The sequence below is a fragment of the Pseudomonas gozinkensis genome, assembly GCF_014863585.1.
Taxonomy (GTDB): Bacteria; Pseudomonadota; Gammaproteobacteria; order Pseudomonadales; family Pseudomonadaceae; genus Aquipseudomonas; species Aquipseudomonas gozinkensis.
Genome location: NZ_CP062253.1, coordinates 3,365,349 through 3,379,653 on the forward strand (window position 1 = coordinate 3,365,349; position 14,305 = coordinate 3,379,653).

Annotated in this window: 12 protein-coding genes; 8 read left to right on the forward strand and 4 right to left on the reverse strand. The window is 62.5% G+C overall.

The genetic code is table 11. The features are described from left to right. Positions 1-3: 3 nt before the first annotated feature. Positions 4-1,923 (forward strand): hybrid sensor histidine kinase/response regulator, encoded by a 1,920-nt coding sequence (locus IHQ43_RS14855; protein ID WP_192561079.1) that lies wholly within the window; start codon positions 4-6, stop codon positions 1,921-1,923. Between the two features lie 73 nt (positions 1,924-1,996). Next, positions 1,997-2,533 (forward strand): hypothetical protein, encoded by a 537-nt coding sequence (locus IHQ43_RS14860; protein WP_192561080.1) that lies wholly within the window; start codon positions 1,997-1,999, stop codon positions 2,531-2,533. Here IHQ43_RS14860 and IHQ43_RS14865 read toward each other — a convergent pair. Further along, the gene (locus IHQ43_RS14865; RefSeq protein ID WP_192561081.1) at positions 2,432-3,868 is read right to left on the reverse strand and encodes a cation:proton antiporter; all 1,437 of its coding nucleotides are present in this window, start codon (positions 3,866-3,868) and stop codon (positions 2,432-2,434) included. The two genes, IHQ43_RS14860 and IHQ43_RS14865, sit on opposite strands and share 102 nt — an antisense overlap. A gap of 117 nt (positions 3,869-3,985) precedes the next feature. After that, complete coding sequence (locus IHQ43_RS14870) at positions 3,986-5,140, reverse strand: MalY/PatB family protein (protein WP_192561082.1); 1,155 nt, start codon at positions 5,138-5,140, stop codon at positions 3,986-3,988. A gap of 322 nt (positions 5,141-5,462) precedes the next feature. Between IHQ43_RS14870 and fdnG the strand changes: the two genes are divergently transcribed. Genes fdnG through fdhE form a run of 4 tightly spaced genes read left to right on the forward strand, consistent with a single transcriptional unit; the run spans position 5,463 to position 11,058 of the window. Next, positions 5,463-8,528: a formate dehydrogenase-N subunit alpha gene (fdnG, locus tag IHQ43_RS14875; RefSeq protein WP_192561083.1), complete on the forward strand. Its 3,066-nt coding sequence runs from the start codon at positions 5,463-5,465 to the stop codon at positions 8,526-8,528. 14 nt (positions 8,529-8,542) lie between these two features. Further along, on the forward strand, positions 8,543-9,478 hold the full coding sequence (fdxH, locus tag IHQ43_RS14880) for a formate dehydrogenase subunit beta (protein ID WP_192561084.1): 936 nt from the start codon (positions 8,543-8,545) through the stop codon (positions 9,476-9,478). After that, the gene (locus IHQ43_RS14885; protein ID WP_192561085.1) at positions 9,475-10,128 is read left to right on the forward strand and encodes a formate dehydrogenase subunit gamma; all 654 of its coding nucleotides are present in this window, start codon (positions 9,475-9,477) and stop codon (positions 10,126-10,128) included. Before fdxH ends, IHQ43_RS14885 begins: the two co-directional genes overlap by 4 nt. A 3-nt stretch (positions 10,129-10,131) precedes the next feature. Continuing rightward, entirely contained in the window at positions 10,132-11,058 is a 927-nt protein-coding gene (gene fdhE, locus IHQ43_RS14890) for a formate dehydrogenase accessory protein FdhE (RefSeq protein WP_192561086.1), read from the forward strand. Between the two features lie 3 nt (positions 11,059-11,061). Here the strand turns inward: fdhE and IHQ43_RS14895 are convergent, their stop codons facing one another. Both IHQ43_RS14895 and IHQ43_RS14900 read right to left on the reverse strand, forming a co-directional pair. Then, the gene (locus IHQ43_RS14895; RefSeq protein WP_192561087.1) at positions 11,062-12,393 is read right to left on the reverse strand and encodes an ATP-binding protein; all 1,332 of its coding nucleotides are present in this window, start codon (positions 12,391-12,393) and stop codon (positions 11,062-11,064) included. Further along, positions 12,390-13,115 (reverse strand): response regulator, encoded by a 726-nt coding sequence (locus tag IHQ43_RS14900; RefSeq protein WP_102686172.1) that lies wholly within the window; start codon positions 13,113-13,115, stop codon positions 12,390-12,392. The genes IHQ43_RS14895 and IHQ43_RS14900 overlap by 4 nt, the downstream gene beginning before the upstream one ends. Before the next feature lie 150 nt (positions 13,116-13,265). Here IHQ43_RS14900 and IHQ43_RS14905 point away from each other — a divergent pair, with 150 nt between their 5' ends. Both IHQ43_RS14905 and IHQ43_RS14910 read left to right on the forward strand, forming a co-directional pair. Continuing rightward, positions 13,266-13,577, forward strand: coding sequence for a hypothetical protein (locus IHQ43_RS14905; RefSeq protein ID WP_011334117.1), 312 nt, complete (start codon positions 13,266-13,268; stop codon positions 13,575-13,577). A 17-nt stretch (positions 13,578-13,594) separates the two neighbouring features. After that, on the forward strand, positions 13,595-14,275 hold the full coding sequence (locus IHQ43_RS14910) for a DUF3313 domain-containing protein (protein WP_192561088.1): 681 nt from the start codon (positions 13,595-13,597) through the stop codon (positions 14,273-14,275). Positions 14,276-14,305: the final 30 nt, after the last annotated feature.

Genomic DNA, 14,305 nt, shown 5'->3' on the forward strand with positions numbered 1-14,305 from the left:
CTGATGAGCGAGAACAAGAAGTCCGCTGCGATCGAAGAGATGCGCTTTCGTTTGCTGATCGACGCGGTGGTCGATTATGCGATCTACATGATCGACCCCGAGGGCATCATCACCAGCTGGAACTCCGGCGCCAAACGCTTCAAGGGTTACGAAGAAGCGGAAATCCTCGGCGAACACTTTTCCAGGTTCTATACCCCTGAGGACCGCGCAAAAGGTTTCCCGCAGCGCGCACTGGACACCGCGCTCCGCGAAGGCCGGTTCGAGGGTGAAGGCTGGCGGGTCCGCAAGGACGGCACACATTTCTGGTGCCACGTGGTGATCGATCCGATTTACAGTCCGAGCGGGCAACTGCTCGGGTTCGCCAAGATCACCCGCGACCTGACCGACCGCAAGATGGCCGAAGAAACCCTCAAGCAGAGCGAGCAGCAGTTTCGCCTGCTGGTGCAGGGCGTCACCGACTACGCGATCTACATGCTCAGCCCCGAAGGCCGGGTGACCAACTGGAACCCCGGCGCGCAGCGGATCAAGGGCTATAAGCCGGAAGAGGTCATCGGCCAGCACTTCTCGATGTTCTACACCCCGGAAGACCGTGAAATCGGTGAGCCCCAGCGCGCTCTGGAAACCGCAGTGCGCGAGGGCCGGTTCGAAAACAAGAGCTGGCGCCTGCGCAAGGACGGCACGCGGTTTCTGGCGCACGTGGTGGTCGATGCGATACGCGGCGACACCGGCACCTTGCTCGGTTTTGCCAAGATCACCCGCGACGTCACCGAAGCCACCCAGGCGCAGCAGGCACTGGAGAAGACCCGCGAAGCGCTGTTCCAGGCGCAGAAAATGCAGGCCATCGGTCAACTCAGTGGCGGGATTGCCCACGATTTCAACAATCTGCTGACGGTGATCCTCGGCAACCTGGAAATCGTGCGCAAACGCGTCGGCGACGACCCGAAAGTCAGTCGTCTGCTGGAGAACGCTACCCAGGGCGCCTTGCGCGGCGTATCACTGACCCAGCGCATGCTGGCCTTCGCCCGCCGTCAGGAGCTCAAGACCGAACCTGTCGAGATCCCGAAACTGGTGCAGGGCATTACCGGGCTGTTGCGCAGCTCACTGGGACCGGGGATCCGCATCGAAACAAAGTTTCCCGAAGACTTGCAAGCGGTGCTGGCCGACAGCAACCAGCTCGAACTGGCGGTGCTCAATCTTGCGACCAACGCCCGCGACGCCATGCCCGAGGGCGGCAGCGTCACCATCAGTGCCGAACCCGAGGTGGTGCTCGAACAAAACGATTCGACCCTGGCGGCCGGGCGCTATGTCTGCCTGAGGCTGACCGATACCGGTGAAGGCATGGATGCCGACACGCTGGCGTCAGCGACCGATCCGTTTTTCACCACCAAGGGTCTGGGCAAGGGCACCGGGCTGGGGTTGTCGATGGTCCATGGCTTTATCGAACAACTGGGTGGGCGCTTCATTCTGAAAAGTACCAAGGAGCAGGGCACCACCGCTGAACTTTGGCTGCCGGTGGCCATCGACGGCGTCGCCGCCAAACCGCTTGGCCCGATTGCGTCTACCGATACGGTGCCGCGCCTCAGCGTGCTGGTGGTGGACGACGACAGTCTGGTGCGCACCAGCACCGTCCTGTTGCTGGAAGACCTTGGCCACCGGGTAGTCAGCGCCACCTCCGGTGCGCAAGCGCTTGAGCTGTTTGACCAGGGCGAGGTCATCGACCTGATGATCACCGACATGGCCATGCCGCAGATGAGCGGCGCGCAACTGGCTCATGCCGTACGCCTGCTCAAGCCGGATCTGCCGATCATCCTCGCCACCGGCTACGCCGAACGTCTCGAAGGCTTTGCCGCCGGGTTGCCGCGACTGTCGAAACCGTTCAACCAGCTGAATCTGGTGGAGATCATCGCCCAGTCGATGAAGTGAACCGGGGGCGCAATCGGGCTGAACTTGTCCGGGGCGTGGCGCCTCCAAACGCTTTGTTTCCGGAGCGTTTCCCGTGCCACGCATACTGACCCACCCGACCGCCGAAGAAACCCTGAACGAACATAATGCCAAAATGTTCGGTTCACCCAAGGAGCGGCTGGATTTCTACCGACGGGAAATCCAGTACGAAACCAGCATCCTGGCCAACCGAACCGACGCCTACCTGGCGGCGCAATCGTTTCTGGTGATTGCCTTTGCGTCCTGCATGGCCAACCTCAACCCCGAGTGGGGCAAGCTGTTCACCCTGGTGGTGCCGCCGTTTCTGGCGTTACTCGGGCTGCTCAGTTCGCTCAATGCCTGGCCGGGAATTCGCGCCGCCTACGACATCATTGATCATTGGCACTTCAAACAGAGTGAACTGCTGCGCAGCGAACCCCTGATGGGGCTGGCTTATGACGAATCGCCGCTGTTCAGCGAAATGGAGTCGAGCCACAAGGGGTATCGCAAGTCACTGCTGTTTTCCATTCGTACGCCGTGGATCTTTGCCACGTTCTGGATGTTGCTCGGCAGCTACGCCTTTTACATTCAGGTGACCAACCCGGGAGGTTGATCGGTTTTTACGCCGTTCGTAACGGGCAAGGATCGGCTGGGTACTGACGCCGTGCAGCAGAATGCTCAGCGCCACGACCGACAGGGTCAGGTCAGTACACACCGTGGCCACACTGTCACCCAGCCCATGGTTCAGCGCATAAAAGAGGTAGAACAGACTGCCGATGCCGCGAATGCCGAACCAGCCGATCAATAACCGTTGGCGTCCCGCCAGCAGCAATCCCCACGGCATCAATGCCACGCAGGCAGGGCGAATGACACAGAACAGCACGCCGCCGACCAGCAGTGCCCGCCAGTCCCAGTGACTGACCAGCACCACGCCGAGCAAGGTGACCAGAAACACCTCCATCGCCCGCTCGACCAGACCGCCGAAAGCGAGCATGTCGCCCATCATGATGCCAGCGGCTACCTGACTGTCTTCCAGTCGCTCGGTATCGCCGTGCACTGCGTGCTGCGGTTCGACGTTCTGATGGCCGACCACCGGTTGCACCAGATGCTCGGCGGGTGGCTGGTGGGCGCCGGTGGATTTGACCTCTTCCTGCCGCAACCCCAGTCCGGCGGCGAACACCGACAGAAACCCGTAGCCACCGATGGATTCGGCCACCACGTAGGCCAGCGCGATCAACGCCAGCGCCAGATAGTCATTGGGGCTGAGGGTGCTGTCATCGTTGCGGATGCGCAGTGACAAGGTCAGGCGGCCAATGCCGCGGCCCATCCAGTAGCCGCAAAGCAATCCGGCGGGCACGGCCCAGAGCAGGCTGCCCAGCACCCAGTCGGGCCACTCGGCGGCAAAGCCTTCACCGTGCAGCATTAACAGACCGAGGATCACAAAGGGAAAGGCAATCCCGTCATTGAGCCCGGCCTCGCCGGACAGGCCGAAGCGCACACTGTCGACGTCCCGCGCATCGTTGACCTGCACCAGCGCCGCGAGCACCGGGTCTGTAGGCGCCAGAATCGCTCCGATCAACAGCGAAGGGCCCCAATTCAGGTTCAGGCCAAAATGCAGCAACAGGCAGACGCCGATGATCGTCAACACCATCACCGGTCCCGCCAGGCCGAATGCGATCCGCCAGCGCTTGTCGCGCAACGGCAAACGCAGTTTCAAACCGCAGACGAACAGGGAAAAAAGCACCGCGACTTCGGTCAGGTGCTCCATCCACACAGAGGCCTTGTCCAGCGGCAACTCCAGCAGATCGAGCCCGACCGGGCCGATACCGATGCCCAGCAACAGGCAGACCGCCGACGTCGTCACCGGCATCCAGCGCAGGTAGGACGACGTCAATGCCAGGGTCAGCAAGACAGCACCGAGTACTGCCATCCAAATGATAAATGTCATGGCGGCCGACCCGTCTCACCCCTTGCGATCTGCTCGGGGCCTTGAGGTATTGAAACGCTTGCCGGGTGCCGGTTCATTTTTTCTGGCCGACGACCTCCCGGCTGAACCGGCAATAAATCAGGCCTTGCGTTCAGCCAGGCTGCGCGTCATCCGCGCAATCCCTTCTTCCAGCATCGAACGCGGGCAACCGAAGTTCAGGCGCACGAACTGCTGGCTATGATCGCCAAAATCCAGGCCCGGGCTGAGGCCGACCCGCGCGTGTTCCAGGAAGAATTTCTGCGGGTCGTCCAGATCCAGCGCCGAGCAATCGAGCCAGGCCAGGTAAGTGCCTTGCGGCACATTGATGGTCACACCGGGCAAACGGCTGCGCACCGTGTCCACCAGCCAGTCACGATTGGCTTGCAGGTAGTGTTTCAGCGATTCAAGCCACGGGCCGGCCTCGCTGTAGGCCACGCGGGTAGCTTCCATGCCCAGCGGATTGACGCTGTCGACCATACCGCAACGGGCGTGGTTGACGCGTTCGCGCAGGGCGGCGTCCTGGATGATCATGAACGAGGTCTTGAGGCCGGCGATGTTGTAGGCCTTGCTTGCCGACATCAGGGTGATGGTGCGGCGGGCGATTTCCGGGCTCAATGACGCGGTCGGAATGTGTACGCGGCCGTCGTAGCACAGCTCGGCGTGGATCTCGTCGGAGATGATCCAGGCGTCCTGCGCCACGCAGATGTCTGCCACGGCTTGCAGTTCTTCACGGCCGAAGACCTTGCCGATCGGGTTGTGCGGATTGCTCAGCAGCAGGGCCCCGCCACCGGTCAGGGATTCACGCAGTGCGTCCAGCGGGGTGGCGTAGGTGCCGTCGGCCTGGGCGTTGAATTCCAGCTCGACCTTGTTCAGGCCCCAATGGCCAGGCGCATGGCGCAGCGGCGGGTAGTTCGGGGTTTGCACCACGACGTTCTGCTGCGGTTGCACCAGCGCCTTGAGCGCCATGTTGAAACCCGATTCCACGCCCGGCAGGAAGATCAGCTCTTGCGGTTTGACCCGCCAGGCGAACTTGTTCCAGAGGTCGGCGACGATGGCCTCGCGCAGGTTGTCCTGGGCCACGCTGTAGCCCACCAACGGGTGCAGCAGCCGTTGGTGCAGCGCCTCGATGACCACCGGCGGCGCGGCGAAATCCATGTCAGCGACCCACATCGGCAACACGTCGGCCGGATAGCGGCTCCACTTGGTGCTGCCGGTGTCGTGGCGGTCGAATACCTGATCAAAATCGAAAGTCATGCGCGGTCTCTGAAGGCGGAGATGGGTCGTACCGGCCATGATAAGCCCATGCCCCTGAAGGAGCACACAAAACCTGTGGGAGCGAGCTTGCTCGCGAATGCGTCTGGTCAGGCAGCATCAATATTGAATGAAACACCGCTTTTCGCGAGCAAGCTCGCTCCCACAGGGAGGTGATGCTCCGACAAACGGCCGACGGTCGGTTTTCACACCGGCGGCGGGGGCGTTGTCTACAGTGAAAAAGTCGGCACTCGTGTGCCGCAACCGTGATTGTCCAGAACAAACCCGGCACAAGTACCGGGTTCCACCTGATCAGGAGTGCACGATGGATCTCAGCCGTCGTCAGTTCTTCAAGGTCGCCGGTATCGGCCTTGCAGGCTCTAGCCTGGGCGCGTTGGGCATGGCCCCGACGCTGGCCTTCGCCGAGCAGGTGCGCCACTTCAAGCTTGCCCACACCCATGAAACCCGCAACACCTGCCCGTATTGCTCGGTCGGTTGCGGCTTGATCATGTACAGCCAGGGCGATGCCGCGAAGAACGTTGCGCAAAACATCATCCATATCGAGGGCGACGCCGACCACCCGGTCAACCGCGGCACCCTGTGCCCGAAAGGCGCCGGTTTGCTGGACTTCATTCACAGCCCCGGCCGCTTGCAGTACCCGCAGGTGCGCAAGCCCGGCAGCAGCGAATGGACCCGGATCACCTGGGACGAAGCCCTCGACCGCGTCGCCGACCTGATGAAGGCCGACCGCGACGCCAATTTCGTCGAGCAGAACGCCCAGGGCCAGACGGTCAATCGCTGGCTGACCACCGGATTCCTCGCGGCGTCGGCGGCGTCCAATGAAGCCGGCTACATCACCCACAAAGTGGTGCGCAGTCTCGGCATGCTGGGGTTCGATAACCAGGCGCGTGTCTGACACGGCCCGACGGTGGCAAGTCTTGCCCCGACGTACGGCCGTGGAGCCATGACCAACACCTGGACCGATATCGCCAACGCGAATCTGATCCTGGTGATGGGTGGCAACGCAGCAGAAGCCCATCCTTGCGGCTTCAAATGGGTGACCGAAGCCAAGGCGCACAACGCCGCGCGGCTGATCGTGGTCGATCCGAGGTTTACCCGGACCGCGTCCGTGGCCGATTACTACGCGCCGATCCGCACCGGCAGCGACATCGCGTTCATGGGCGGGCTGATCAATTACCTGCTGACCGAGGACAAGATCCAGCACGAGTACGTGCGCAACTACACCGATGTGTCGTTCATCGTCAAAGCCGGGTTCGGCTTCGAGGACGGACTGTTCACCGGTTACGACGCGGCCAAGCGCAGCTACACCGACAAATCCACCTGGGGCTACGAACTGGGCGAGGACGGCTTCGTCAAAGTCGACCCGACCCTGCAGGACCCGCGCTGCGTCTATCAATTGATGAAGCAGCATTACAGCCGCTACAACATCGACCTGGCGAGCCAGATCTGCGGCATGCCGGTCGATGCCATGCAGAAAATCTGGGAGGAAATCGCCACTTGCTCGACCCCGGGCAAGACCATGACCATTCTCTACGCGCTGGGCTGGACCCAACACTCGATCGGCTCGCAGATCATCCGCAGCGCGGCGATGGTGCAACTGTTGCTGGGCAACGTCGGCATGCCCGGCGGCGGGGTCAACGCCTTGCGCGGGCACTCGAACATTCAGGGCCTGACCGACCTTGGGCTGCTGTCCAACGCGCTGCCGGGTTACCTGACCCTGCCCACCGACATGGAGCAGGACTACAACGCTTACATCAAGAAACGCACCCAGGTTCCGCTGCGGCCGGGGCAATTGTCTTACTGGCAGAACTACAGCAAATTCCACGTCAGCCTGATGAAAGCCTGGTACGGCGCCAATGCCACCGCCGAGAATCAGTGGGCCTACAACTATCTGCCGAAACTCGACATCCCCAACTACGACATCCTCAAGGTGTTCGACCTGATGGGGCAGGGCAAGGTCAACGGCTACATGTGTCAGGGCTTCAACCCGATTGCCGCGTTGCCGGACAAGAACCGGGTGATGGCGGCGCTGGCCAGGCTCAAATGGCTGGTGGTGATGGACCCGCTGGCCACCGAAACCTCGCAGTTCTGGGAACACGTCGGGCCGTTCAACGATGTGAAGAGTGCCGACATCCAGACTGAAGTGATCCGCCTGCCGACCACCTGTTTTGCCGAAGAGGACGGCTCGCTGGTCAACAGCAGCCGCTGGCTGCAATGGCACTGGAAAGGCGCCGACGGCCCGGGCGAGGCGCGTACCGACGTGCAGATCATGAGTGCGCTGTTCCTGCGCCTGCGTGAGCGTTATCAGGCCGAGGGCGGCAAGTTCGCCGATCCGCTGTTAAAACTGTCGTGGCCGTACAAGATCGCCGAAGAGCCCTCGCCGGAAGAGATCGCCAAAGAGGTCAACGGCTACGCCACCACTGATTTCACCGACGCCACGGGCGCGGCGATCAAGGGCAATTCGCAACTGGCCGGGTTCGCCCAGCTCAAGGATGACGGCAGCACCGCGTCCGGTTGCTGGATCTTCTGCGGCAGCTGGACCGAAGCCGGCAATCAGATGGCCCGCCGCGACAACAACGACCCTTACGGCATGCATCAGCATCAGGGCTGGGCGTGGGCCTGGCCGGCCAACCGGCGGATTCTCTATAACCGCGCTTCTGCGGACGTCGCCGGCAAACCCTGGGATCCGAAAAAACGCCTCGTCTGGTGGAACGGCAAGGCCTGGGGCGGCACCGATGTGCCGGATTACAAGGCCGACGTGCCGCCGGAAGCCGGGATGAACCCGTTCATCATGAACCCCGAAGGCGTGGCGCGGTTCTTCGCCGTCGACAAGATGAACGAAGGGCCATTCCCCGAGCACTACGAGCCGTTCGAAACACCGATCGGCATCAACCCGCTGCACCCGGACAACAAGAAAGCCACCAGCAACCCGGCGGCGCGGATCTTCGATTCGGTGTGGGACAGCCTCGGCGTGGCCAAGGATTATCCGTACGCCGCCACCAGCTACCGGCTGACCGAGCATTTCCACTTCTGGAGCAAGCACTGCAAGTTGAACGCGATTGCTCAACCCGAGCAGTTCGTGGAAATCGGCGAAGTGCTGGCCAAAGAGAAGGGCATCGCTGCCGGCGACCGGGTGCGGGTCAGCTGCAAGCGCGGGTTCATTGAAGCGGTGGCGGTGGTGACCAAAAGGATCCGGCCGTTGCAGGTCAACAACCAGGTGGTACACCAGATCGGCATTCCGCTGCACTGGGGCTTCACCGGCCTGACGCGCCACGGTTACCTGACCAACACCCTGGTGCCGTTCCTCGGCGATGGCAATACACAGACCCCGGAATCCAAGTCATTCCTGGTCAACGTGGAGAAGCTCTGATGGAGAATCTTTAGATGGCCAGCCAAGACATCATTGCCCGCTCGGCCACCACGACCCCGGCGCCTTCGATACGCGGTCAGGAACAGGTGGCCAAGCTGATCGACACCACCAAATGCATCGGTTGCAAGGCCTGTCAGGTCGCGTGCTCGGAATGGAACGAGCTGCGCGACGAGGTCGGCCACAACCACGGCACCTATGACAATCCGCAGGACCTGAGCGCCGATTCATGGACGCTGATGCGCTTCACCGAGCACGAAACCGACGCCGGCAACCTCGAATGGCTGATCCGCAAGGACGGCTGCATGCACTGCGCCGAACCCGGATGCCTGGCGGCGTGCCCCAGCCCCGGCGCGATCATCAAGCACGCCAACGGCATCGTCGATTTCGATCAGGACCACTGCATCGGTTGCGGTTATTGCATCACCGGTTGCCCGTTCAACATCCCGCGCATTTCGCAGAAGGATCACAAGGCCTACAAATGCACGCTGTGTTCGGACCGGGTGGCGGTGGGGCTGGAACCGGCCTGCGTGAAAACCTGCCCGACCGGGGCCATCGTGTTCGGCACCAAGGACGACATGAAGACCCACGCCGCCGAACGCATCGTCGACCTGAAAAGCCGCGGCTTCGACAACGCCGGCCTGTATGACCCGGAAGGCGTCGGCGGCACCCACGTCATGTACGTGCTGCACCACGCCGACACCCCGAAAATCTACGCTGGCCTGCCGGACAACCCGGCCATCAGCCCGTTGGTGGGCCTGTGGAAAGGCATCAGCAAACCCCTGGGCCTGCTGGCCATGGGCGCGGCGGTGCTGGCCGGGTTCTTCCATTACGTGCGGATCGGCCCGAACCGGGTCGAGGAAGATGAACATCCCGATCCGCCCGATACCTCGGTGCATGTCGTTGATCCGGCGGTGCACACCTTCGACCCACGCGGGGAGGGCCGGCCATGAGCAACAAGACGATCCTGCGCTACACCGCCAACCAGCGCACCAATCACTGGCTGGTGGCGATTCTGTTCTTCATGGCCGGGCTGTCGGGGCTGGCGTTGTTTCATCCGTCGATGTTCTGGCTGACCAATTTCTTTGGAGGCGGGCCGTGGACGCGGATCCTGCACCCGTTCATGGGCGTGCTGATGTTCGTGTTCTTCCTGGGCCTGGTGTTTCGCTTCTGGCGCTCGAACTTCTTTATCGACAACGACTGGAAATGGCTGCGGCGCATTGACCGGGTACTGGTCAACGATGAAGAGACTGTGCCGGCGGTGGGCAAGTACAACGCCGGGCAAAAACTGCTGTTCTGGACTTTACTGCTGTGCATGCTCGGGCTGTTGTTCACGGGGCTGGTGATCTGGCGCGCGTACTTCAGTCATTACTTCGGCATCACCACGATTCGCTGGGCGATGTTGTTGCACGCACTGGCGGGGTTTGTGCTGATCCTGAGCATCATCGTGCACATCTACGCCGGGATCTGGATCAAGGGTTCGGTGGACGCGATGATGCACGGCTGGGTCAGCCGCGCCTGGGCCAGGAAACACCATGCACTCTGGTATCGCGAGGTGGAAAGCAAGGATCCGCCAGAGCGACCGGTCACGAAAAAGGGCTGACAGTTGCCAACCATCCTCGAACCCGGAGAAATCGAAGCGGCGGCCAGTTCGCCGCCGTTTCTGCACCTGCCGCCGCACAACCTGTTCACGTTGCGGGCCCAGCGTCTTGAACGTTTGGCCGAAGGGCATCCGCTGGCCGACTACCTGTATTTGATTGCCGGTTTGTGCCGTGTCCAGCAGCAGGTCTTTGACGACCCGCCCTCGACCGCGCCGCTCGATGAACAGCGACTGGAAGTCTGCCGGCAACACGGCATGCCACCGTTCGCCGCCGACACTTTGATTCGCGAGGACGCCTGGCAGCTTTATCTTGAAGCCTTGCTCCAGCGTTATGTCGCCCCCGAGCAACCGGCGGTGGTCGAGGCCGTGACCACACTGCGCATCGCCAGTCCCGGACAGTTACGCGCCTGGGCCGTGGCGCTGGTCAGCGGCCAGTATTCGCTGGTGCCGGCGGCGCTGGTGCCGTTTCTCGGGGCGGCGCTGCAAGCAGCGTGGAGTCACTGGCTGCTCAGTGCGCGAAATCTGCAACTGACGCCCGGCGACAGCCTCAGCCAGTGCCCGGCCTGTGGCTCGCCGGCCATGGCCGGGGTGATCCGCCATCGCGGCAAGCACAACGGCCTGCGGTATCTGGTGTGTTCGCTGTGCGCCTGCGAATGGCATGTGGTGCGGGTCAAGTGCGTGTATTGCGAGCAGAGCAAAGGGCTTGAATACCTGAGCCTTGAGGATGACCGCCACGCCGCCAATCAGGCGCCGTTGCGCGCCGAGGTCTGTCCGGGCTGCAACAGCTACCTGAAGTTGTTGTATCTGGAAAACGACGGGGAGGGCGAGGCGCTGTCGGCGGATCTGGGCAGTCTGCTGCTCGACATGCGCCTGGCTCAGGACGGTTATCAGCGCCTGGCGCCGAATCTGCTGCTGGCGCCCGGCGACGAATAGGCCTCAGCGATGAGGCAGTTCAACCCGTGCGCGTAAGCCGCCGCTGCGGCGATTGCGCAAACTCAACTCGCCACCCTGTTCACGAATGATCCCCCGTGCCGCCGACAGACCGAGCCCGACACCGCCGGTGTCACGGTTGCGCGAGGTTTCGAGACGGAAGAACGGATCGAACACCCGCTCCAGCGCGTCCTCGGGAATCCCCGGCCCCTCGTCAATCACCTCGATGCGGATCGACGCATCATCGCAACTCAGCGCCACGCTGGGTCGCTGTCCGTATTTCACCGCGTTATCCAGCAGATTGACGATGACCCGTTTGATGCCCAGCGGCCGGCCGTCGTACACCACATGCGCCGGGCCGGTGAAACCGATGTCGAGGTGCTGATCGCGGTAGTCATCGACGATGGTTTGCAGCAACTCCGACAGATCGAACGCGGTGGATTGCTCCAGGTGGGTGTCTTCCCGGAAGAACGCCAGGGCGGCGTTGATCATCGACTGCATTTCCTCGATGTCGCGGATCAGTTTGCCCTGATGGTCGAGGTCTTCCATGAACTCGCTGCGCAGGCGCATCCGGGTCAGCGGGGCGCGCAAGTCGTGGGAGATGGCGGCCAGCATGTGGGTGCGTTCGCCAATGAAATGCTGGATCTGCGCCTGCATCGTGTTGAAGGCAACGATGGCCTGACGGATTTCATGAGGGCCTTCGAGGTGGATCGGCGGCGCTTTCAGATCCCCGCCGAAACGCCGCGCGGCATGGGCAAAGCGCTGCAACGGCTGGGCCAATTGCCGTGTGGCCAGCCAGGCGACCAGCAGGGTGGCGACCAGCCCCAGGGCAACGATCACGGCGATCCGTACGTTCAGGCTCAAGCCCCAACTGCGCTCCGGCGGCGTGAACGACAACCAGCTGTCATCAGCCAGCCGTATCAGCGCCACGTAGTGCGCCCGAGGGCTGCCGGCGGGCCAGTCGTCAGGGTTGAACACGTCGATCTGTCGGTCATCGCCGAGCAATTGCCGCAGCGCCGGCACTTTTCCGGCCTCAACCTGTTCGCCGTCCCCCGGCAGACCGAAGTCGACTCGACGGGGTTGCCACACCACTTCGAGCATCGGGCTGCTGGCGGCACTGGCCAGTTGCGGGCGCAGGGTTGCCGGCGCAGCTTCGATCACTCGGGTGGTGGCGGCGATCTGTTCCAGCAGACCGGTGCGTTCGATCGGCGGTCGGGCCCAGATGCCGGCGACCTGAACGAACAGCGCATTGAGCAGGAGCGACGCGAGCATGGCCGCGACGATTGTCAGGGCAATCCGCCGGCTGAGGGTGTCGCGCCGCAGCATCCGGCCAATCATGAGCGGCTGACCTTGGCAGTGAACATGTAACCGCCGTTGCGCACGGTGCGGATCAGGTCCGGGCGTTTGCTGTCCGGTTCGATCTTGCGCCGCAGCCGACTGATCTGCACATCGATGCTGCGGTCATAGGCGTCGTGGCCCTGGCCGTGGGTCAGGTCGATCAGTTGTTCGCGGGTCAGGATGCGTTGCGGGTGTTCGAGCAACACCAGCAGCAGATCGAATTCGCCGGCGGACATCGGGATCATCACGCCTTCGGGCGAGCGCAGTTCGCGGCAGGTGATGTCCAGATGCCAACCGGCGAAGGCCATGACTGGCCGTGAAGGCTCGGCGCCGGACGGCGTATTCTCGCCGACCCGACGTTGCAGGGCGCGCACCCGGGCCAGCAGTTCCTGCGGGGCGAAAGGTTTGGTCAGGTAGTCGTCGGCGCCCAGTTCCAGGCCGACGATCCGGTCGCTCAGCTCGGCCATGGCCGTGAGCATGATGATCGGGATGCCCATCTGCGCCCGAACCTTCTGGCACAGGCTCAGGCCACCCTCGCCGGGCAGCATCAGGTCGAGGATGATCGTGTCCGGCCGTGCCTGCGCAATGGCCGCCCACATGGCCTCGCCATGGGCGGCGACATCGACCTGATAGCCGTGCTGAACGAAGAACTTCTTCAGCAAGGACAGAATTTCCCCGTCGTCATCGACGATCAGCAATCTGCTCACGTTTGCGCAATCCATGAACCCCAAAAGAAGCGCATCTAAAACCATTTCGATGCGCCGGTCATATATTTCAATCCTGCAACATTCCTTCAGCGTGGACATCAGCCGGACATCGTCGGGCAAAAATCCGCTGGCAGTCTGCACGCCTTCCAACCAAGGGGGCTCAACATGAAGGACATGAACAGCGGCTACATCACTCGGGACCATGGCGCCGTGCGCCCGTTGATCCTGACCCAGCGCACCACCGCACCGGGCCCGGACACGCCGATCCTGTTCCAGGAGACGTGCCTGGGGCTGGCCAACGATCAGAGTCAGTTGATCCTGCGCCGCTATTTCGAACGGTTCAGCCCGACCGAGGCCCATTGGGTCGAATACCTGCACACGATTCCTACCGCCGAATTCATCCAATGGATCATGACCCACGGCCAGTTGCGCATCGAATGCTCCGACAACACCCCGCACAGCCACGTCCACGCCTGAACAAGGAAACACCACCGATGAATAGCCATCGCTCACTGGCCGTGCTGTTTGCCGCCACCCTCAGCCTGTCGGCGTGCAGCAGCAAGAAGCTTCCGACCGAGCCGCAGGCCGGTTTTCTACGGGATTACAGCGTGCTCAAGGAAGGGCAGACCGCTTCGGGACAAACGATCTTGAGCTGGGTCAGCCCGACACTGGCGAGGGGCCGTTACACCCAGGTTTACCTGGCGCCGAGCCAGTTCTACCCGCAGCCCCAGCCTTCGCCGCGCATTCCCCAAAGCACCTTGTCGGGCGTGACCCACTACTACGACGCAGCCCTCAGGCTGGAGCTGGGCAAGGTGCTGCCGCTGGCGTCGAAACCCGGCCCGAACACGCTGATCGTCAAACCGGCCATCACCCAGGTCGCCGCCAGTACTCAGGGCCTGCGCTTTTATGAATGGCTGCCGGTGACGCTGGTCGCGGCCGGGGTGAGCACCGCTACCGGCATTCGTGACCGGGACAGTGAGATCGCCACGGAAGTGTCCTTCGAGGACGGTTCGACCGGGGAGGTCGTGGCCGAGGTGGTGCGCAAGGGCAAGGGCGTGCCGCTGGAAAACGATAAACAGGTCATGACTGCCAATAACGTCAAAGCCGTACTCGATGGCTGGGCCACAGACCTGAGTCAAACCTATGTGCCGATGCAGAGGGCCGCGCTGCGCTAGAAGCAGGGTGGTCTAACATCATCAGGCGTA

Coding starts and splice junctions, on each gene's coding strand:
- IHQ43_RS14855 (WP_192561079.1), top strand. CDS start 4: ATGAGCGAGAACAAGAAGTCCGCTGCGATCGAAGAGATGCGCTTTCGT.
- IHQ43_RS14865 (WP_192561081.1), bottom strand. CDS start 3,868: ATGACATTTATCATTTGGATGGCAGTACTCGGTGCTGTCTTGCTGACC.
- IHQ43_RS14870 (WP_192561082.1), bottom strand. CDS start 5,140: ATGACTTTCGATTTTGATCAGGTATTCGACCGCCACGACACCGGCAGC.
- fdxH (WP_192561084.1), top strand. CDS start 8,543: ATGGCCAGCCAAGACATCATTGCCCGCTCGGCCACCACGACCCCGGCG.
- IHQ43_RS14885 (WP_192561085.1), top strand. CDS start 9,475: ATGAGCAACAAGACGATCCTGCGCTACACCGCCAACCAGCGCACCAAT.
- IHQ43_RS14895 (WP_192561087.1), bottom strand. CDS start 12,393: ATGATTGGCCGGATGCTGCGGCGCGACACCCTCAGCCGGCGGATTGCC.
- IHQ43_RS14900 (WP_102686172.1), bottom strand. CDS start 13,115: ATGGATTGCGCAAACGTGAGCAGATTGCTGATCGTCGATGACGACGGG.
- IHQ43_RS14905 (WP_011334117.1), top strand. CDS start 13,266: ATGAAGGACATGAACAGCGGCTACATCACTCGGGACCATGGCGCCGTG.
- IHQ43_RS14910 (WP_192561088.1), top strand. CDS start 13,595: ATGAATAGCCATCGCTCACTGGCCGTGCTGTTTGCCGCCACCCTCAGC.